We start from the raw sequence: 15,490 nt of genomic DNA on the forward strand, positions 1-15,490 counted from the left end.
GCGACCACAAGACCTACCAGCCCGCCCCCGCAACCTGACCCCATCAGCAAACCCGGAAATCACCAGTAGGACTTGACAACCTCATTGAGATTCCTCCTCGCGTCGTCCGCAATCGGAACCACCGGCGAGCTGATGCCCGCCCGCCGGGTCGTTCCGCCGCTGTACCTCTCGCGGACAGACCCGCGAATACCTAGCAAACTCAGAAGGTATTTCCCGAGCGCTGAGGCGGGCAAACCCGTGTCCGGGGGTTGACAGGCGCGCTCGTCCGGTGCTGTTTGCTGGGTACGACGGGGGATTCAACGACGTCATCGCGGGTTTTCGGATGATCTTGATGTCGTTCGTGTTCCCGCGAGTGGGGCGATGAGGTCATCTACATCGCCGCATCATGTCCGCCCCTGAGCCGAAGTGAGTACCCACTTCCGAGAGCGATCGTCGGCGCGTTGCTCGCCGGAATGTCGAGATGTACGGAGGCAGCCGCAGCTAATTCTTGGCGAACTAGCTAGGTGATCCGGAACGATCCAGATCACCTTGCGCAGAAAGTAGGCGACCGCGCCGATATCGAAGATTTCCATCCGCAGTCGCGGCTTCTGCCGCCGGACCGGAATCCGGCGGCAGCGAGGTCGCTATGCGCGGTAGGCGTCGGTTCCCGCGCGGGACAGAACGATGTTCGGGACCACCGCTCGCGACGACAACCGCAGCAGGGCATCGACCATTTCGACGATGTCGCTGACGGCGAGCATCTGCTCGGGCGGGATGCGGTCGTGGATCCACGCGCTCATATCGGTGTCGACATAGCCGGGGGCGAGGGTGGTGGCGCTGATGCCGTTACCCGATTCCTCGGCGTTGAGGGTGGCGATCAGGGAGATGAGTGCCGCCTTGGCCGCGCCGTAGACGGCGAGTCCGGCTTCGGCGTAGACACCCGTGATCGACGACAGCGCAATCACTTTCGCGCCGCGGTCGGGCGCGGCCGCGGCGGCGGCGCGCAGCATCGGCAACGCGCCCTGGATGAGTTGCAGCGGCGCACGCAGATTGACCGCGAGGGTTTTGTCGAAGCGCCGCATGGACGTGTCGGCGACCGGACCGGCGGTGCCGACCCCCGCGTTGAGAATCAGCGCCGACAGGGTGCCGAATCGGTTCGCATGCTCGGCCAGCACCCGCTCGACGCCGTCGGTGTCGGACATATCGGCGGCCACGGCGACGACGTCGGTGGCGCCGGCCGCCCGCAGCTGCGCGGCGACCTCGTCGAGGCGGGCGGCGTCACGGGCGGTGACGGTGAGCGAATAGCCTTGTTCGGCAAGCCTGTTCGCGATGCCGAGCCCGATGCCGCGGGACGCCCCGCTGATCAGGGCGGATTTCCGATTTCCGGTCACTTCCGGACTCCTTTCAGTGCGCGCAGGCCGGCGGCCATGAATTCCGGTGTCGCCTCGGCCGCGCGTTCGGCGGCGGAGCCGGCGTCCGAGCCCCGCAGCGCGCGGTGGGTGATGCCTTCGCCGATGACGCCGAGCTTGAAATTGGCCAGGGCGAGATAGAAGCCCCAGTCCCCGAGATCGCGGCCCGACGCGAGGGCATAGGCCTGGGCGAGATCGTCGGCGCCGGGCATACGGTCGCTGGTCCACGCGGCCGGCGAACCGAGCACCAGATCGAAGATCGGCGCCCGGTACACGCACATCAACGCCACATCGGTCAGCGGATCGCCGAGGGTGGACAGCTCCCAGTCGACGACGGCGCGGACCCGCCCGGGATCGCGCGCGTCGAGAATGGTGTTGTCGATGCGGAAGTCGCCGTGCACGATCGAGGCCGCCGACCGGTCGGGCACCGCCGCGGCCAGCGCGGCGTGCAGGGCCGCGACGTCGGGAAGTTCGCGGGTCTTGACCCGTTCCCACTGCGAGGCCCACAGATTCACCTGCCGGGTGATGAATCCGTCCGGGCGACCGAATTTCTCGAGTCCGACCGCGTTCGGATCCACGGCGTGCAGCTCGGTCAGTACACGCACCAGCTCGTCGACGGCGGCGTCGATCTGGGTGTCGGTGAGGGCGGCGAGATCGTCCTGATCGCGGATGACGGTGCCGTCGACGAATTCCACGACGGTCATGGGCGCGCCGAGTGTGGCGCCGTCGGCGTCGAAGGCGACCGTCTTCGCCACGGGCACAGCCGATTCGCGCAGCGCGTGGGTCACCGTGAACTCGCGGGCCATATCGTGTGCGGACGGGGTGAGACCCGCGACCGGCGGGCGGCGCACCACCCACCGCGACGCCTCGTCTGCGGCGACGAAGGTCAGATTCGAACGGCCGCCGCTGATCAGCTCCACGCGCAGCTCACCGCGCACGTCGACGCCCTGCTCGCGCAGGAACCGCTCGAGCGCGGCGACATCCATTCCGGGCAGGCTCATTCGGCTGCTCGCAATGCCCGCTTCGCGGCGCCGACCGCACGTTTGGCGATCGCCCACCGGTGGACCTCGGATGGTCCGTCGTAGATGCGGAAGGGGCGCACCTCACGCGAGAGCCGCGCCAGTGGGAGATCATCGGACACGCCGAGACCGCCGCACATCTGCATACTGCGGTCGACGATCCGGAAAATGGCTTCGGCCGCAAAGGTTTTCGCGATCGAGGTGGCGTTGGCGGCCGGTTCGCCGCGGTCGAGTTCCCAGCACGCGCGGGTGAGCAGTGCTCGGGTGGCGGCGATATCGATCTCGTTGTCGGCGATCATCTTCTGCACCATGCCGAGATCACCCAGTCGCGAGCCGAAGCCCTCGCGCCGGGCCACGTGCGTTACCGCGACGTCGTGTCCGCGGCGGGCGGCGCCGAGCCAGCGCATCACATGCGTCATGCGGGCCGGGCCGAGGCGGACCTGGGCGTATTCGAAGCCGCGGTCGACCTCGCCGAGGACGGCCTCATCCGGAACCAGCAGATCCTCGAAGAACACCTCGCAGTGCCCGCCGACCATCGAGCGATCCAGCGTGTCGATATGGCGTCCGACCCGGATGCCGGGAGTCTCGGCCGGCGCCAGGAACATGGTCGCGCCGCCGCGCTGGCCCGGCTCTCCCGAGGTGCGGGCCATGATGATGAAGAAGCCCGCGCCGTCGGCGCCGGTGATGAACCATTTGCGGCCGTTGATCCGCCATCCGCCGTCGGCGCGGACCGCGCGGGTGGCCAGCGCGGACGGATCGGAGCCCGCGCCCGGCGCCGGTTCGGTCATCGCGAAGGCGGAGCGCATATCGCCGTGCGCGAGGGGCGCGAGGTACTGCTGCTTCTGCTCCGGGTTCGCGATATGCGCGAGCATGTGCACATTGCCCTCGTCGGGGGCGGCGATATTCAGCGCCGTCGGGCCGAACAGCGAATAGCCGGCCTCCTCGAAGACAGGTGCGCGGTCCGACATCCCGAGGCCGTGGCCGCCGTATTCGATCGGCGCGTGCGGCGCGAACACACCCGCCTCGCGGGCGGCCTTCTGTAGTTCGACGCGGAAGGTGTCGCCACCGGCGGCGGTGATGTCGCCGTCGTGCGCATCCTCGAGCGGCAGCACCCGGTCGCGGATGAAGGCGCGGGTACGTTCGGCCAGCTCGTGCACCTCGGGCGGCAGGGACAGCTCGATCGCCACGGTCCACTCCTCGATCTCAGTCGCCGAACGATCGCTCGGCGATCACCTGCTATGCAGACTCGCATGACACGATAAAGCCTGTCAATTCGGTGTTCTGTGCCAGCTCGCGCTGTTCAGGTATCCTGAACATCATGGATAGTGCCGAGCAGGATCGACAGGGTGTGGGCGGCCGGGTGCGGCAGGCGAGAACCGCTGCCGGGCTCTCGTTGCGCGCGACAGCGGAACGGATCGGCGTCAGTCCGGCCACGCTCAGCGCCATCGAGAACGACAAGACGGGCGTTTCGATCGCCCGGCTGCGCGCGTTGGCCGCGGCGCTCGACACCACCGTCGCGTGGCTGATCGGCGAAACTCCCGCACCGGCGCCACGCCCGCGCGCTCAGACGGCCGGCGTTTCCGAAGGGGGCGCGGCCCGCGCCTGGCGCGAGTTCCCGCCGCTGGACATCGATCCCGTCTTGGCCGCCGCGATCGATTCCTTCGTCGAGACCGGGTATCACGGCGCGACCATGCGGTCGATCGCCCACCGCGCCGGGATGAGTGTGCCGGGCGTCTATCACCACTACCGGGACAAACAGGAGCTTCTCGTCCGCGCCCTCGACCTCACCATGGACGAATTGCATTGGCGCACAGGGGCGGCGCGCGGCGAGGCGATCGGTGGCCGCGAGCGGCTGCTCCGCGTGGTCGAGGCTCTCGCCCTGTTCCACACCCATCGCCGCGAGCTGGCCTTCATCGGCGCCAGCGAGATGCGCAGTCTCACACCGGACAATCGCCGTCGAATCGCCGCCTCCCGCAACGAGATTCAGTATCGCCTCGACGAGGACATCGATGCCGCGCTGGCGGAGGCGAACCTGACCGCCGCCCACGCGCGTGTGGCCGGCCGCGCCATCGCCACGATGTGTACGTCACTGCCGCAATGGTTCCGGCTCGAAGGGCCCGCCACTCCCGAGCAGATCGCCACCGACTACGCGGATTTCGCCCTCGGCCTGCTCGGTATCGAGACGCGGAACGCGGTGCGGGCCATGGGCTGATCCGCCACGGTCGGTGCCCGCGGACCGGCCTGCTCAGACCCTGCTCGCCGCCGAGAACGTCACCAGGGGCAATTTCGCGGTCAACCGCACTCGCGTGCCCGACTCGGTCTGCTCGATCTCCACGTCGTCGGCGAGAGCGCGCATCATCGACAGGCCGCGTCCGCGGGTGCCCGGATCCTCGGGCTGCGGCCGCCACGCCCCCGAATCGACGATCTCCAGGCAGACCGCGCCGCGCACATGGGCGGCGGTGAGTGTCACGTGGCCGGAGGTGCCCGGGGGATAGGCGTGCTCGATGCTGTTCGTGCAGGCCTCGTTGGCGGCGGCGACCAGATCGGCGGCGAGGTCGTGACCGACGGCAGCCGCGGACAGCCACGACGTCAGCGCGCGGCGCGCACCCGAGAGCCGTGCGGGTTCGGCGGGTATGTCCAGGTGCAGTGGCCGGGGCGGCTGGCGGTAGACCACCATCGCGATATCGTCGTCGTAGCCCGCGTCGGGGCGCAGCCGCGACAGCACCGCGTCGGCCACCTCGCGCGGCAGTTGCGATGCGGCGCCGGACAATTCGTCGGCGATCTGGTCGAACCGGATGTCGATATCGATGCCGCGCTGCTCGACCAGGCCGTCGGTGAACAACACCAGCGTCGAGCCGGGTTCGAGCGCGGTCGTCGCCTCGGGCCGGTTCGGGATGTCGAAGGTGGCCAGCGGTACCGCGCGGCCGCCTTCGAGCAGCCGGCCGGTGTGCCCGGGCGCCGCCAGCACGGGCGGCATATGCCCGGCGCTGGAGTACCGCACCAGCCCGCGCGCCGGATCGAGGATGGCGGCGCAGACCGTCGTGCACATGGCGCCGGGAATGCGGGCGGCCACCGCGTCCAGTTCGGCCAGCAACTGAGCGGGCCCGGCGCCGCGCAGCAGCAAAGCCTGTGCGGCGGTGCGCAATTGGCCCATCACCACCGCCGCGGACAGACCGCGGCCGACGCAGTCGCCGACCACGATGCCCAGGGTGCCGTCGCGCAACTGCACCACGTCGTACCAGTCGCCGCCGATCTCGAGCGGGGGCAGCGCCGGTTCGTAGTGCACCGCGAAACCGGGCGGCAGTTCGATCGGACCCAGCATGGCGCGCTGCAGCGTCAGCGAGGTCGAGCGCGCCTGATCGAAGTTGCGAGCGCGCTGCACCGCCAGGCTGAGATGGCCGACGAGCAGTGAGAACAGCGCCCAGTCACCGGAACTGATCGCCCGCGGCGCGGCGAAGCGCACCCACAGTGCGGCATCGCCGGTTTCGCCCAGCGGCGCCACGATGCCCTCGGAACTCGCCGCGCCCTCGGGGATGGCGAACATGGCGCGATGCGGCCGCATCCGGGTCCGGTCCAGCAGCGCCCGCGCCCGCGCGTCGATCACCTGCCGGGAGACGGCGTCGCCGCCGGCCACCGGGCCCGAGACGTACAACTCCGGCGCGGTCTGGCGATTCGCCCACATCGACACCACGGCGGTTTCCGCGCCGATGGCCCGGCGCAGTTCCTCGAGACCCACCGACAGCACCTCGGCGACCGTGGTGGCGGCGCCGACGGCGGTGGCCAGCCGCGAGACCGCCTGGTCGCGGGCCTGTGCGTCGTGTTCGGCGGTCACATCGCGGATGGTGCCCACGAAGAGTCGCTCGTCGTCTTCCGGATTGCGCAACGAGTTGGTGCTGACCGCCAGCCACACCCGCCGCCCGTCGCGGTGGCGCGCCGGCATCACGAAGCGCGCGGCCTCGGTGCCCAGCGCCGGATGGTCCGCCGCGGAATCGCCGTCGGCCCACGGATGCGGCAGCGGATAGGGGGCGAAGTCGGGCCCGTATCCGGTCAGCGCGCCGAAGGACGAATTGACCTCGGTGATGGTTCCGTCGTCGGTGGCGACGAAGAACCCGTCCTGTAGCGACTCCACCAGTGCGGTGCGGAAGGCGTCGCGGCCCTCGAGGTCCTCGGCCCGCAGCCGCTGCAATTCGTAGCTGCGGGTGCTGTCGAGAAAGCCGCGGGTCGCGACATCGAGCGCGGCGAGAGTTTGCAGCAGGAATTCCAGCGCGGCCTGCGCGCGCTGGGCGGCATCACCGTCGAGGTGCTGCGCGGCGGCACCGGCGATCAGACCTTGTTCGTCGAGCAACCGGAAGTGGTGCTCGGTCAGATCGAGAATGCTCACGCCCTCGACGAGTGCGCGCCGGCCGAGTTCGTACCCTTCGGCGAGGGTGTTCTGGGTGGGTGAATCCATGTGCAGCCGAAGCGCATTCGCATACGCCTCGCGGAATGCGGCCAGCACCGCGCTCATGGCCGCACCTGTGGTGCGCTCGTCGGCCGGCTCGGCCGGCTCACGACGCACCCGCGATCGGACCGCGGTGGCGCGCGGCCAGGACCAGCGCGTCGTCGGTGTCCTTGACGTGATGGCGCAGGATGTCGTCGGCGATATCGGTGGTCGGCCGCGCCAGATCCAGGGTGTCGACGAAATCGCTGACGATGCCGTCGGTCGACATCACCAGCACATCGCCGGGCCGGATCGCCACGGTCTGGGTCTGCAGATTCGGCGGCAGCAGATAGCCGACGATGCCCCCGGTCAGCAGCGCCGTCGCCCGCACCGCGGGCTTGCCGGGGCCGATGGCGACCACCCGGGATTCGACGTTGCCGACCCCGAGCCACTGCAGTTCGTCGTCGCCGGTGAACAGCACCAGCGAGACCGCCGCACCCCGGGTGTCGGCCATCGCGCGATGACACAGCACCATCAGCACGTCGAGCGGTTCGGCGCGATTGTCGGCGAGGACCTGCGCGGCCCGGTCGGCGGCGTCGGCGGCCGCGGCCCCGTGCCCCAGCCCGTCGAGCACCGCGAACAGCACCGAACCGTCGCCGGCGTCGAGTACGACCGACCGATCACCGGAGACGCGCTGTCCCGGCAGTGCGCGGCCCGCCACCGCCCATTCGACAGTGCCGACGGATCCGTCCTCATGCACCGGTGGGTACCCACTTCCACATCTCCACCAGCGTTCCCTGTCCGGGCGCCGACTCCACGATCAATCCGTCCATCAGCCGTCGCGCGCCGGGTAATCCCAGCCCGAGTCCGCGGCCGGTGGAGTAGCCGTCCTCCAGCGCCCGGGGGATGTCCCGGATACCCGGCCCCTGGTCCTGGGCCTGCACGACCAGTGCCCGGCGGCCGTCGCGCTCCTGCACCGCGACCCGGATCTCACCGGTTCCGGCGTAACTCGTGATATTGCGGGCGATTTCGGAGATGGCCGTGGAAATCATGGTGATGTCGGTCAACGTGAAACCCAGCTCGGTAGCCAGCTCCCGCCCTGCCTGTCGCGCGGTCACGATGTCGCCCGACACCTTCACCGCTATCACCACGTTGTCGGAGGCCACGATCACCGACCGCTTCGCCGGCCGTTGGGCAGCTGTCTGTTGAGCCAGGCCAGCCCCTCCTCGAGGTCCAGAGCCGTGTGCATGCCTTCGAAGGTCAGACCCAGCTGGACCATCGCGAACGCCACTTCGGGCTGCAGACCGACGATCACCGTCTCCGCCCCCCGCAGCTTGGTCATGTGCGCGATGGTACGCAGGGAGCGCGCGGCGAAGGAGTCCATGACGTCGATGGCCGTGACGTCGACGATGATTCCCTGGGCACGGTACTTGCTGACGTAGGTCATCAAGTCGTCCTGCAGGCGTTCGGTATCGGCGTCGGTGAGAGCCGATTGCACGGACGCGATCAGGTAGGTGCCCTGCTTCAGAATGGGTACCGGCATGAGACGCCTTGACTACCGTCCGTCGCGGTCGGTGAGTCTCGAGATCTCGTAGCCGAGCAATCGCTCGGCCTCCTCGATACCACCCTGTAGGTCACCGACCGCGTTCATCTTCGTCAGATCGAGGCCGATGGTGACCAGCGCGAGCGCGATCTCCGACGAGAGGCCGGTGATGATGACGTTGGCACCCATCAGATTCGACGCGTCGACGGTCTGTACCAGGTGGTTGGCGACCGTGGAGTCGATCATCGGGACACCGGTGATGTCGATGACGACCACCTTGGCGCGGTTGGCGCGGATCGCGCGCAGGAGCTGTTCGGTGAGCTGCCGGGCGCGCTGGCTGTCCAGCACGCCGATGATCGGCAGAATCAGCAGCTGCTCACGCACCTGCAGCACCGGCGTCGACAGCTCGCGGATGGCTTCCTGCTGCTGGCGGATGACGCGCTCGCGCTCCTGCACGAACGAGATGGCCACGGTGTTGGCGATCCGGTTGGCCGCGGGCTCGTAGGCGTCGAGCACCCGCTTGAGCAGTTCGAAGTCGGACTGGTACTTCTCGAACAGGCTGCGCGCGAGCACATCTCGCAGCAGCAGCACGATGCCGACGACCTCGTCGGTTTCGACGCCTCGCGGGATGATGCGTTCGGACAGGTCGCGGGCGTAGGCCTGCAGCGCCTCGACGCTACCGGTCTGCAGCGCCTCGACGTAGTTGTCGTAGATGGAGGTGGCCTCGGAGAAGATCTCCTCCGGGGTCATCGCGGTCAGCAGTGCGGCATCCCCGATACGACGTGCCCATTCCTCACGTAGCTCAGTGCGATTCTGGCGCAGATGTTCGACCAGTTGCGGCAGCAGATTCTCGACCGGACCCGCCGGTATCGAATCCGGAGAGAGGCCGATGGACACGTCGGACATGAAAACTCGTGCCCCTTTCCTAAGGGAGGTCGGTTCGTCGGGGTCGCTCGCGCGTGGCTGCCGTCGAGAAGCCGCAGTCGAGCCTAGTCTCACTCGATACCCGCTGGCGAACAATCGAAACATGTCGCGGAGGTGTGTGCTCGGCCACCCCATCAGCCCGGCTGCGGACTGGGTTCGCGCGGCAGGGCGCCGCTGTGGTCGATGCAGGCCTCGACGCCCGGGTCCGGCGCGCGATGATGGGTGAGCAACGTGTCGTAGATGTCGGAGAGTGCGGCCAGCTGGTCGCGGTCGAGGACGTCGATCATATGCCGCCGCACGCTCTCGACATGGGCGGGAGCGGCGGTGGCCAGCACTTCCGCGCCCTTCGGGGTGAGTACGGCGGCGGTGCGGCGGGCATCGTCGGGGATGGCCTCGCGGGCGACCAGCCCGCGCTTCTCCATGCGGGTGATCTGGTGGGAGAGCCGGCTCTGCGACCATTCCAGCACCGAGGCCAGTTCGGCGAAGCTGCGCCGGTGGTCGGTGGCGTCGGCCAGCCGGGCCAGCACCGTGTACTCGACGTAGGTGAGATTCGAGGCGCGCAGCGAGTCGCGGCCGACGGCGGCGGCGATGAGATCACGGGTGAAGACGAAGCCGAGCCACGCACGCGTTTCGAGATCGTCGAGCCAACGGGGTTCGGTCACGATTCCTCTCCAGGGTTCTGCGTCGGTCATGGTATTGCCTTCCCGCTGTCGGCGATACCCGAGATCGCGGTATCGGATCGACACCTACACCCACCGCATTGAAGGTGCAACCTTTGTGCTCGGCAATGAAGATTAGGCTGGCCTGACCTCGGTGTGACGCGGTGTGCTGATTAGAGTCGGAGCGTTGTTTCGGCCGCGAGCGGTTCTCCCGCCGGCCGAGTGCACCCGCAGACACACAAGGAGTGCGATTCGTGACCGCGCCTGAGTTCCGCTATTCGGATCTGCTTCCCACCGGAGCCGACGAGACCCCCTACCGGTTGCTGACCACCGAGGGCGTCAGCACATTCGAAGCGGGCGGACGCACGTTCCTGCAGGTCGACCCCGACGTACTGCGGATGCTGACCGCCGAGGCGATGCACGACATCAGCCACTACCTGCGCCCGGCGCATCTGGCCCAGCTGCGCAAGATCATCGACGATCCGGAATCCTCCGGTAACGACCGTTTCGTCGCGCTGGACCTGCTCAAGAACGTCAACATCTCCGCGGGCGGCATCCTGCCGATGTGCCAGGACACCGGCACCGCCATCGTGATGGGCAAGAAGTCCGAGGGCGTGCTCACCGGCGCGGACGACGCGGAATGGATCTCGCGCGGTGTGTTCGACGCCTACACCAAGCTGAACCTGCGGTATTCGCAGCTGGCGCCGATCACGATGTGGGACGAGAAGAACACGGGCTCGAACCTGCCGGCGCAGGTCGAGTTGTATTCCACCGCAGGCGATCCCGCGCATCCGGCCTACAAGTTCCTGTTCATGGCCAAGGGTGGCGGCTCGGCGAACAAGTCGTTCCTCTACCAGGAAACCAAGGCCATCCTGAACCCCACCCGGATGCTGGAATTCCTCGACGAGAAGATCCGCTCGCTGGGCACCGCCGCCTGCCCGCCGTACCACCTGGCCGTCGTCATCGGCGGCACCAGCGCCGAATTCGCTTTGAAGACAGCGAAATACGCCTCCGCGCACTATCTGGACACCATGCCGACCGAGGGTTCGATGGCCGCGCACGGCTTCCGGGATCTGGAGCTGGAGGAGGAGGTCTTCAAGCTGACCCAGTCCTTCGGTATCGGCGCGCAATTCGGCGGTAAGTACTTCTGCCACGACGTGCGGGTGATCCGCTTGCCTCGCCACGGCGCGAGCTGCCCGGTCGCGATCGCGGTGTCGTGTTCGGCCGACCGCCAGGCACTGGCCAAGATCACGCCCGAGGGCGTGTTCCTCGAGCAGCTGGAACGCGAACCGGCGCAATATCTTCCGGAGCAGACCGACGAGATTCTCGGCGGCGACGTGGTGAAGGTCGACCTCAACCGGCCGATGTCGGAGATCCGCGCCGAGCTGTCGAAGTACCCGGTGAAGACCCGGCTCTCGCTCACCGGTCCGCTGGTGGTGGCCCGCGACATCGCGCACGCCAAGATCAAGGAGCGCCTCGACGCCGGCGAGCCGATGCCGCAGTACCTGCGCGATATGGCCGTCTACTACGCCGGCCCCGCCAAGACTCCCGAGGGTTACGCGTCGGGCTCGTTCGGCCCGACCACCGCGGGCCGCATGGACTCCTACGTCGACCAGTTCCAGGCCGCGGGCGGCTCGTTCGTCATGCTCGCCAAGGGCAACCGCTCGGCGCAGGTGACCAAGGCGTGCAAGGAGCACGGCGGCTTCTACCTCGGCTCCATCGGCGGCCCGGCCGCCCGCCTCGCTCTGGACTGCATCAAGAACGTCGAGGTCCTCGAATATCCGGAACTCGGCATGGAAGCGGTCTGGAAGATCGACGTCGAAGACTTCCCGGCCTTCATCGTTGTCGACGACAAGGGCAACGACTTCTTCGCCGAAACCCAGAAGCCGATCGCGCTGCGCGTGCGGACGCGCTCCAAGGAACGGGTCTGAGGTTCGGCCCGGGCCGCTGCCGATAGCGGCCCGGGACCGAGGTCCGGTTACGCTGCCGGACCACCGTGCGCGGCTCCGCCGGCCGCGGCATGGAGCGGTGCGCGGTGCAGGACCAGTTTGGTGGTGTGCGCGGTGTACGCCTCGGGCGCGTCGTCCCAGTCGGCCGTGAGCGTGGTGACCGTTTCGGCGGGAAAGTCGTGCCGGGCAACGAAATCCAGGAGGTCCGGCAGGATCGGCCGGACATGGGAGACGCCGATACTCACGGTGGCGTCGTTGGCGTACATGTGCATCAGCGGAACCTTGGTGCCGACCGGTAGGTAGTAGCCGACGGGCCGGCAGAAGCCGCCCGGTGCCAGTGAGCGCAGCGCGGCGTCGACGCCCGCGGCCGTGGATGTGCCTTCCACGGCGATGTCGTAATCGCGGCGGGGGATGTCGGTGCGCCGGATCTTGCCCTTTGCCGTCGTGGAATGCGCTCTGGCGCCGAGCTTTTCGGCGATGTCGAGCCGCTCGCGCCGATGATCGACATAGTCGACGACCTCCGCGCCGTGGCGGACCGCCAGCCCGGCCGCGTACAGTCCGATGCTCTGGGCCGCGCCACCGAGCACCAGGACCTTTCCGCCGGGCCGAATACGCAGACCCGGAATCACACATCGCCAGGCGTCGGCGAGGTTGTCACTGGCGGCCGCGACTCGCAACGGGTCGACGCCGGCCGGAAGCGGAACGAGCATGTGGTCGGCGAACGGAATCCGTAGCAGGTCGGCGACCATCCCACCCCAGGGGCCGCTCGCCGGGCCGAATCCGAATGCCGCCAGGGTGGAGGTGCGCGTGGTGGAGCATTTCGCGGTCAGTCCCAGCCGGCATTCACGGCATTCGCCGCACGATATCGCCCACGGGACTACGGCCAGGTCACCGCGACGTAGGGTCGTGATGTCCGCGCCGACCTCGACGACCTCGGCGACGCATTCGTGCCCGATGCCGAACGGGCCCCGGAACGGGACCGGCCCGCAGATACTGCCCACGACCGGATCGATCAGCCCTGCCCGGATGCCGAACTGCATGGCCCGGGACACATGCCGGTGAATCGGCAGGGTGTCGCCGTCGCATCGGCCCGCCACGATCGGGCGCACCAGCGCGTCGCGCGCATCGCGCAGCACCGGTGCGGGCCGTTCCCGCCACTCCAGCCGCCCGGCTCGAATGAACTGCAGCTCACGCATTGTCGCGCTGTCCCTGTGCGAGCGCGGCCAGCTCCTTGAATTTCACGATGCTTCCGCCGGCGCCCCAGGTGCCCTCCGGTTGCTCGTGGATCAGCACCCACACCCGCCAGGCGTCGCCGTCGGCGAGACCGGCCGCGGTGAGCACCTGCTCGGTGACGTCGGTGACGAGTCCGGCTTTGCGGCGTGGCGACAGGCCGCCTTCGGGAACGGTCACATCCACCCGGAAGCGCGGCAGGTCGTCTTCGAGTGCGGCGAATCCGCCGGCGGCCACGTCCTCGACACGGCACCACGCCTGCGCCCGGAAGAACGCGGTGTCCGGCGCTCCTTCCCACTTCAGCAGCGTTTTCGGGAGTGATCGCAACAGCTCGTCGCGCGCCGGGCCGGACAAGGCTCCGGCGGGCGCGGTCAGGTGAATCATCGGCATCGATGTGCTCCTTCGCTTCGGGTAGCGGCTTATAACGACCGTTATAATCGGCGCACGCTACTATATGACGGGCGTTATAGACAAGGAGGTAGGGTGGCGGAATCTCAGGATGCACGCCGGAAGTTGGTGGCCGGCGCGGCCGATATGATCCGGCGGCGCGGCCTCAACGCCACCAGTGTGCGCGAACTGGCCAAGTACGCCCACGCGCCGCTGGGGTCGACGTATCACTACTTTCCCGGCGGCAAGACGCAGCTGGCCACCGAGGCCGTCACCTTCGCCGGCGACCTGACCGCCATGCTGTTGGTACGCGAGCTCGGCAACGGACCGGTCGAAGGATTGCGCGCGTTCCTCGCCACGTGGCGAAAGATTCTGGTGGACAACGACTTTCAGGCAGGGTGTCCCGTACTGGCGGTCTCGGTCGAAGAGCTCGCCGACGTCGAGGAAGGCCCTCGCGAAGCGGCGGCCGCCGCCTTCGCTCGATGGACCGAACTGCTGAGCGCATCGCTGCGCGACCATGGAGCCGATGAGGCCGACGCCGAACGTATCGCCACGCTGACCGTCGCCGCCGTCGAGGGAAGTGTGGCGATGTGCCGCGCCGAGCGCAGCACCAGAGCGCTCGACCGCATCGGCGCCGAGCTCGAAACGATCGTCGCGGCTGCGATAGCGGGGCCCCGCAGCGAGGGGTGAGCGCACGACAAACGCCGCGCGGTCCGGTCACCGCGCGGCGCGAGGGAATGGTTAGAGGGCGCCCTTGTCCGGGTCGCCCGCGGGGATTGCTTCGAGGACCTGGACGTCCAGCGAGCCGGTGACCAGGCCTTCGAGTCCTTCGTTCAACGCTTTGAGGCTCGGCCCGGCGCCGTGTGCGCCCAGGGCCGCCATGTCGCGCCACTTCTCGATGAACACGAAGCGGTCCTTGCCCCGGTGCAGGGCGTAGAACTCACACCCGTCCTCGTTGTGGACTTCCGGGATGAGACGGGTCAGGAGTTCCGCGACCTCGTCGAATTTGTCGGGCTTCGGGGTGATGGTGGCAACGATCACAGGCATGAAGCGGAGAGTATCAGCCGGCCTCGGCAGGCGGGCCCGAGTCTCGGGCGGGCCTGCTATCGCGGATCGTCGGTTGTTGCGCTCGTCTGGAAGAACCGGCGGGTCGCGAGGTCGGCGGGGAAATAGGCTTCGACGGCGATCTCCTCCAGCGTGATGTCGAACGCCGCGCCGAAGGTTGTGACCGTGTTGATCAAGCACAGCTCTGTCCCGCGATGCGCGAGCTGGATGTGCAGGGCGATCTCGGTGGGGTCCGGAGGCTGAGGTTCGTGCGCGGGGCCGAACTCCGCCAGTTCCGCGTACAACGCGTGCAGCTGCGGATCTCCCGTGCGTGCGGCCTGGTGGGCGAGCCGGGGCAACAGATGCCCGCGCACCTGGTCCAGATTGCGGATCCTCGGCGCCAGCCCGTCCGGATGCAGTCCCAATCGCATCATGTTGATCGGCGGGCCCAGCAGCGCCGGGTCGGCTCCGTGCAGGAATACGTCGACGGCACTGTTGGCCAGCAACAGATTCCATCGACGGTCCACCGCGAGCGCCGGATAGGGTTCGTGCCCCAGCAGCACCTGCTGGACGGTCTCCCGAGCTCGGGCCAGATCGGGGTCGTGCAGGGGTTGCTCCCGGAAGACCGGTGCGTGCCCGGCGGCGACCAGCAGTCGATTGCGTTCCCGCAACGGCACCCGCAACTGCTCGGCCAGATGCAGGACCATCGCGCTGCTGGGAATCGTCCGTCCCGTTTCGACGAAACTGATGTGCCGAGGCGACACCTCCGCCTGAATGGCCAGATCCAGCTGGCTCAACCGGCTGCGGTGCCGCCATTCGCGCAGCAGTTCCCCGATCGGCCGGTCGCTCGTCATGCTCAGAGTCTGCTCGGTCACCGAGCGTCGTCGCCATTACACCGCATGTAATCGACGCGCCCCGCGCACCTGA

The 15,490-nt window shown here is 68.3% G+C and carries 16 protein-coding genes and 1 pseudogene; 3 read left to right on the forward strand and 14 right to left on the reverse strand.

Features of this window, described 5'->3' with window-relative positions; translation table 11 throughout:
* Positions 1-506 precede the first annotated feature (506 nt).
* The 4 genes and pseudogenes from IG65_RS39405 to IG65_RS0130035 all read right to left on the reverse strand — a co-directional run.
* Positions 507-581 (reverse strand): annotated as a pseudogene (locus tag IG65_RS39405) (SAM-dependent methyltransferase); the annotation flags it as partial.
* A gap of 42 nt (positions 582-623) precedes the next feature.
* Positions 624-1,370, reverse strand: coding sequence for an SDR family oxidoreductase (locus IG65_RS0130025; protein WP_030518322.1), 747 nt, complete (start codon positions 1,368-1,370; stop codon positions 624-626).
* On the reverse strand, positions 1,367-2,389 hold the full coding sequence (locus IG65_RS0130030) for a phosphotransferase family protein (protein WP_030518323.1): 1,023 nt from the start codon (positions 2,387-2,389) through the stop codon (positions 1,367-1,369). The genes IG65_RS0130025 and IG65_RS0130030 overlap by 4 nt, the downstream gene beginning before the upstream one ends.
* Positions 2,386-3,594: an acyl-CoA dehydrogenase family protein gene (locus IG65_RS0130035; protein WP_030518324.1), complete on the reverse strand. Its 1,209-nt coding sequence runs from the start codon at positions 3,592-3,594 to the stop codon at positions 2,386-2,388. The genes IG65_RS0130030 and IG65_RS0130035 overlap by 4 nt, the downstream gene beginning before the upstream one ends.
* 131 nt (positions 3,595-3,725) lie before the next feature.
* On the opposite strand from IG65_RS0130035, the gene IG65_RS0130040 reads away from it, so the two are divergent.
* The gene (locus IG65_RS0130040) at positions 3,726-4,619 is read left to right on the forward strand and encodes a helix-turn-helix domain-containing protein (protein WP_030518325.1); all 894 of its coding nucleotides are present in this window, start codon (positions 3,726-3,728) and stop codon (positions 4,617-4,619) included.
* A gap of 33 nt (positions 4,620-4,652) precedes the next feature.
* Here the strand turns inward: IG65_RS0130040 and IG65_RS0130045 are convergent, their stop codons facing one another.
* The 6 genes from IG65_RS0130045 to IG65_RS0130070 all read right to left on the reverse strand — a co-directional run bounded on the left by IG65_RS0130045 (position 4,653) and on the right by IG65_RS0130070 (position 9,956).
* Entirely contained in the window at positions 4,653-6,914 is a 2,262-nt protein-coding gene (locus IG65_RS0130045; protein WP_030518326.1) for a SpoIIE family protein phosphatase, read from the reverse strand.
* Between the two features lie 40 nt (positions 6,915-6,954).
* Positions 6,955-7,587 (reverse strand): SpoIIE family protein phosphatase, encoded by a 633-nt coding sequence (locus IG65_RS0130050; protein WP_030518327.1) that lies wholly within the window; start codon positions 7,585-7,587, stop codon positions 6,955-6,957.
* Positions 7,580-7,996 (reverse strand): ATP-binding protein, encoded by a 417-nt coding sequence (locus IG65_RS0130055; RefSeq protein ID WP_369801617.1) that lies wholly within the window; start codon positions 7,994-7,996, stop codon positions 7,580-7,582. The genes IG65_RS0130050 and IG65_RS0130055 overlap by 8 nt, the downstream gene beginning before the upstream one ends.
* A complete protein-coding gene (locus tag IG65_RS0130060; protein ID WP_030518329.1) occupies positions 7,996-8,370 on the reverse strand; it encodes an STAS domain-containing protein in 375 nt (124 codons plus the stop codon). Before IG65_RS0130060 ends, IG65_RS0130055 begins: the two co-directional genes overlap by 1 nt.
* A 12-nt stretch (positions 8,371-8,382) precedes the next feature.
* The gene (locus IG65_RS0130065; protein ID WP_030518330.1) at positions 8,383-9,276 is read right to left on the reverse strand and encodes an STAS domain-containing protein; all 894 of its coding nucleotides are present in this window, start codon (positions 9,274-9,276) and stop codon (positions 8,383-8,385) included.
* Positions 9,277-9,428: 152 nt separating this feature from the next.
* Entirely contained in the window at positions 9,429-9,956 is a 528-nt protein-coding gene (locus tag IG65_RS0130070) for a MarR family winged helix-turn-helix transcriptional regulator (protein WP_030518331.1), read from the reverse strand.
* A gap of 251 nt (positions 9,957-10,207) precedes the next feature.
* Here IG65_RS0130070 and IG65_RS0130075 point away from each other — a divergent pair, with 251 nt between their 5' ends.
* Positions 10,208-11,884: a fumarate hydratase gene (locus IG65_RS0130075; RefSeq protein WP_030518332.1), complete on the forward strand. Its 1,677-nt coding sequence runs from the start codon at positions 10,208-10,210 to the stop codon at positions 11,882-11,884.
* 47 nt (positions 11,885-11,931) lie between these two features.
* Here the strand turns inward: IG65_RS0130075 and IG65_RS0130080 are convergent, their stop codons facing one another.
* Together IG65_RS0130080 and IG65_RS0130085 are read right to left on the reverse strand one after the other, a co-directional pair.
* Positions 11,932-13,098, reverse strand: coding sequence for a zinc-binding dehydrogenase (locus tag IG65_RS0130080; protein ID WP_030518333.1), 1,167 nt, complete (start codon positions 13,096-13,098; stop codon positions 11,932-11,934).
* Positions 13,091-13,522, reverse strand: a complete 432-nt coding sequence (locus IG65_RS0130085; RefSeq protein WP_030518334.1) for a tautomerase family protein — start codon at positions 13,520-13,522, stop codon at positions 13,091-13,093. The genes IG65_RS0130080 and IG65_RS0130085 overlap by 8 nt, the downstream gene beginning before the upstream one ends.
* Before the next feature lie 93 nt (positions 13,523-13,615).
* Here IG65_RS0130085 and IG65_RS0130090 point away from each other — a divergent pair, with 93 nt between their 5' ends.
* On the forward strand, positions 13,616-14,209 hold the full coding sequence (locus tag IG65_RS0130090; RefSeq protein WP_030518335.1) for a TetR/AcrR family transcriptional regulator: 594 nt from the start codon (positions 13,616-13,618) through the stop codon (positions 14,207-14,209).
* Positions 14,210-14,260: 51 nt separating this feature from the next.
* On the opposite strand, the gene IG65_RS0130095 is transcribed toward IG65_RS0130090, so the two are convergent.
* Positions 14,261-14,566 carry a putative quinol monooxygenase gene (locus IG65_RS0130095; protein ID WP_030518336.1) on the reverse strand — a complete coding sequence of 102 codons (306 nt, stop codon included), beginning with the start codon at positions 14,564-14,566 and terminating at the stop codon, positions 14,261-14,263.
* Between the two features lie 56 nt (positions 14,567-14,622).
* Entirely contained in the window at positions 14,623-15,417 is a 795-nt protein-coding gene (locus tag IG65_RS0130100; RefSeq protein WP_051757228.1) for a helix-turn-helix domain-containing protein, read from the reverse strand.
* Positions 15,418-15,490 lie beyond the last annotated feature (73 nt).

This window comes from Nocardia sp. NRRL WC-3656, assembly GCF_000720265.1.
Lineage (GTDB): Bacteria > Actinomycetota > Actinomycetes > Mycobacteriales > Mycobacteriaceae > Nocardia > Nocardia nova.

Bases quoted from the DNA above. Each gene is read 5' to 3' on its own strand.
- IG65_RS0130030 (WP_030518323.1), bottom strand. From the start codon at position 2,389: ATGAGCCTGCCCGGAATGGATGTCGCCGCGCTCGAGCGGTTCCTGCGC.
- IG65_RS0130040 (WP_030518325.1), top strand. From the start codon at position 3,726: ATGGATAGTGCCGAGCAGGATCGACAGGGTGTGGGCGGCCGGGTGCGG.
- IG65_RS0130045 (WP_030518326.1), bottom strand. From the start codon at position 6,914: ATGAGCGCGGTGCTGGCCGCATTCCGCGAGGCGTATGCGAATGCGCTT.
- IG65_RS0130060 (WP_030518329.1), bottom strand. From the start codon at position 8,370: ATGCCGGTACCCATTCTGAAGCAGGGCACCTACCTGATCGCGTCCGTG.
- IG65_RS0130065 (WP_030518330.1), bottom strand. From the start codon at position 9,276: ATGTCCGACGTGTCCATCGGCCTCTCTCCGGATTCGATACCGGCGGGT.
- IG65_RS0130080 (WP_030518333.1), bottom strand. From the start codon at position 13,098: ATGCGTGAGCTGCAGTTCATTCGAGCCGGGCGGCTGGAGTGGCGGGAA.
- IG65_RS0130085 (WP_030518334.1), bottom strand. From the start codon at position 13,522: ATGCCGATGATTCACCTGACCGCGCCCGCCGGAGCCTTGTCCGGCCCG.
- IG65_RS0130095 (WP_030518336.1), bottom strand. From the start codon at position 14,566: ATGCCTGTGATCGTTGCCACCATCACCCCGAAGCCCGACAAATTCGAC.
- IG65_RS0130100 (WP_051757228.1), bottom strand. From the start codon at position 15,417: ATGACGAGCGACCGGCCGATCGGGGAACTGCTGCGCGAATGGCGGCAC.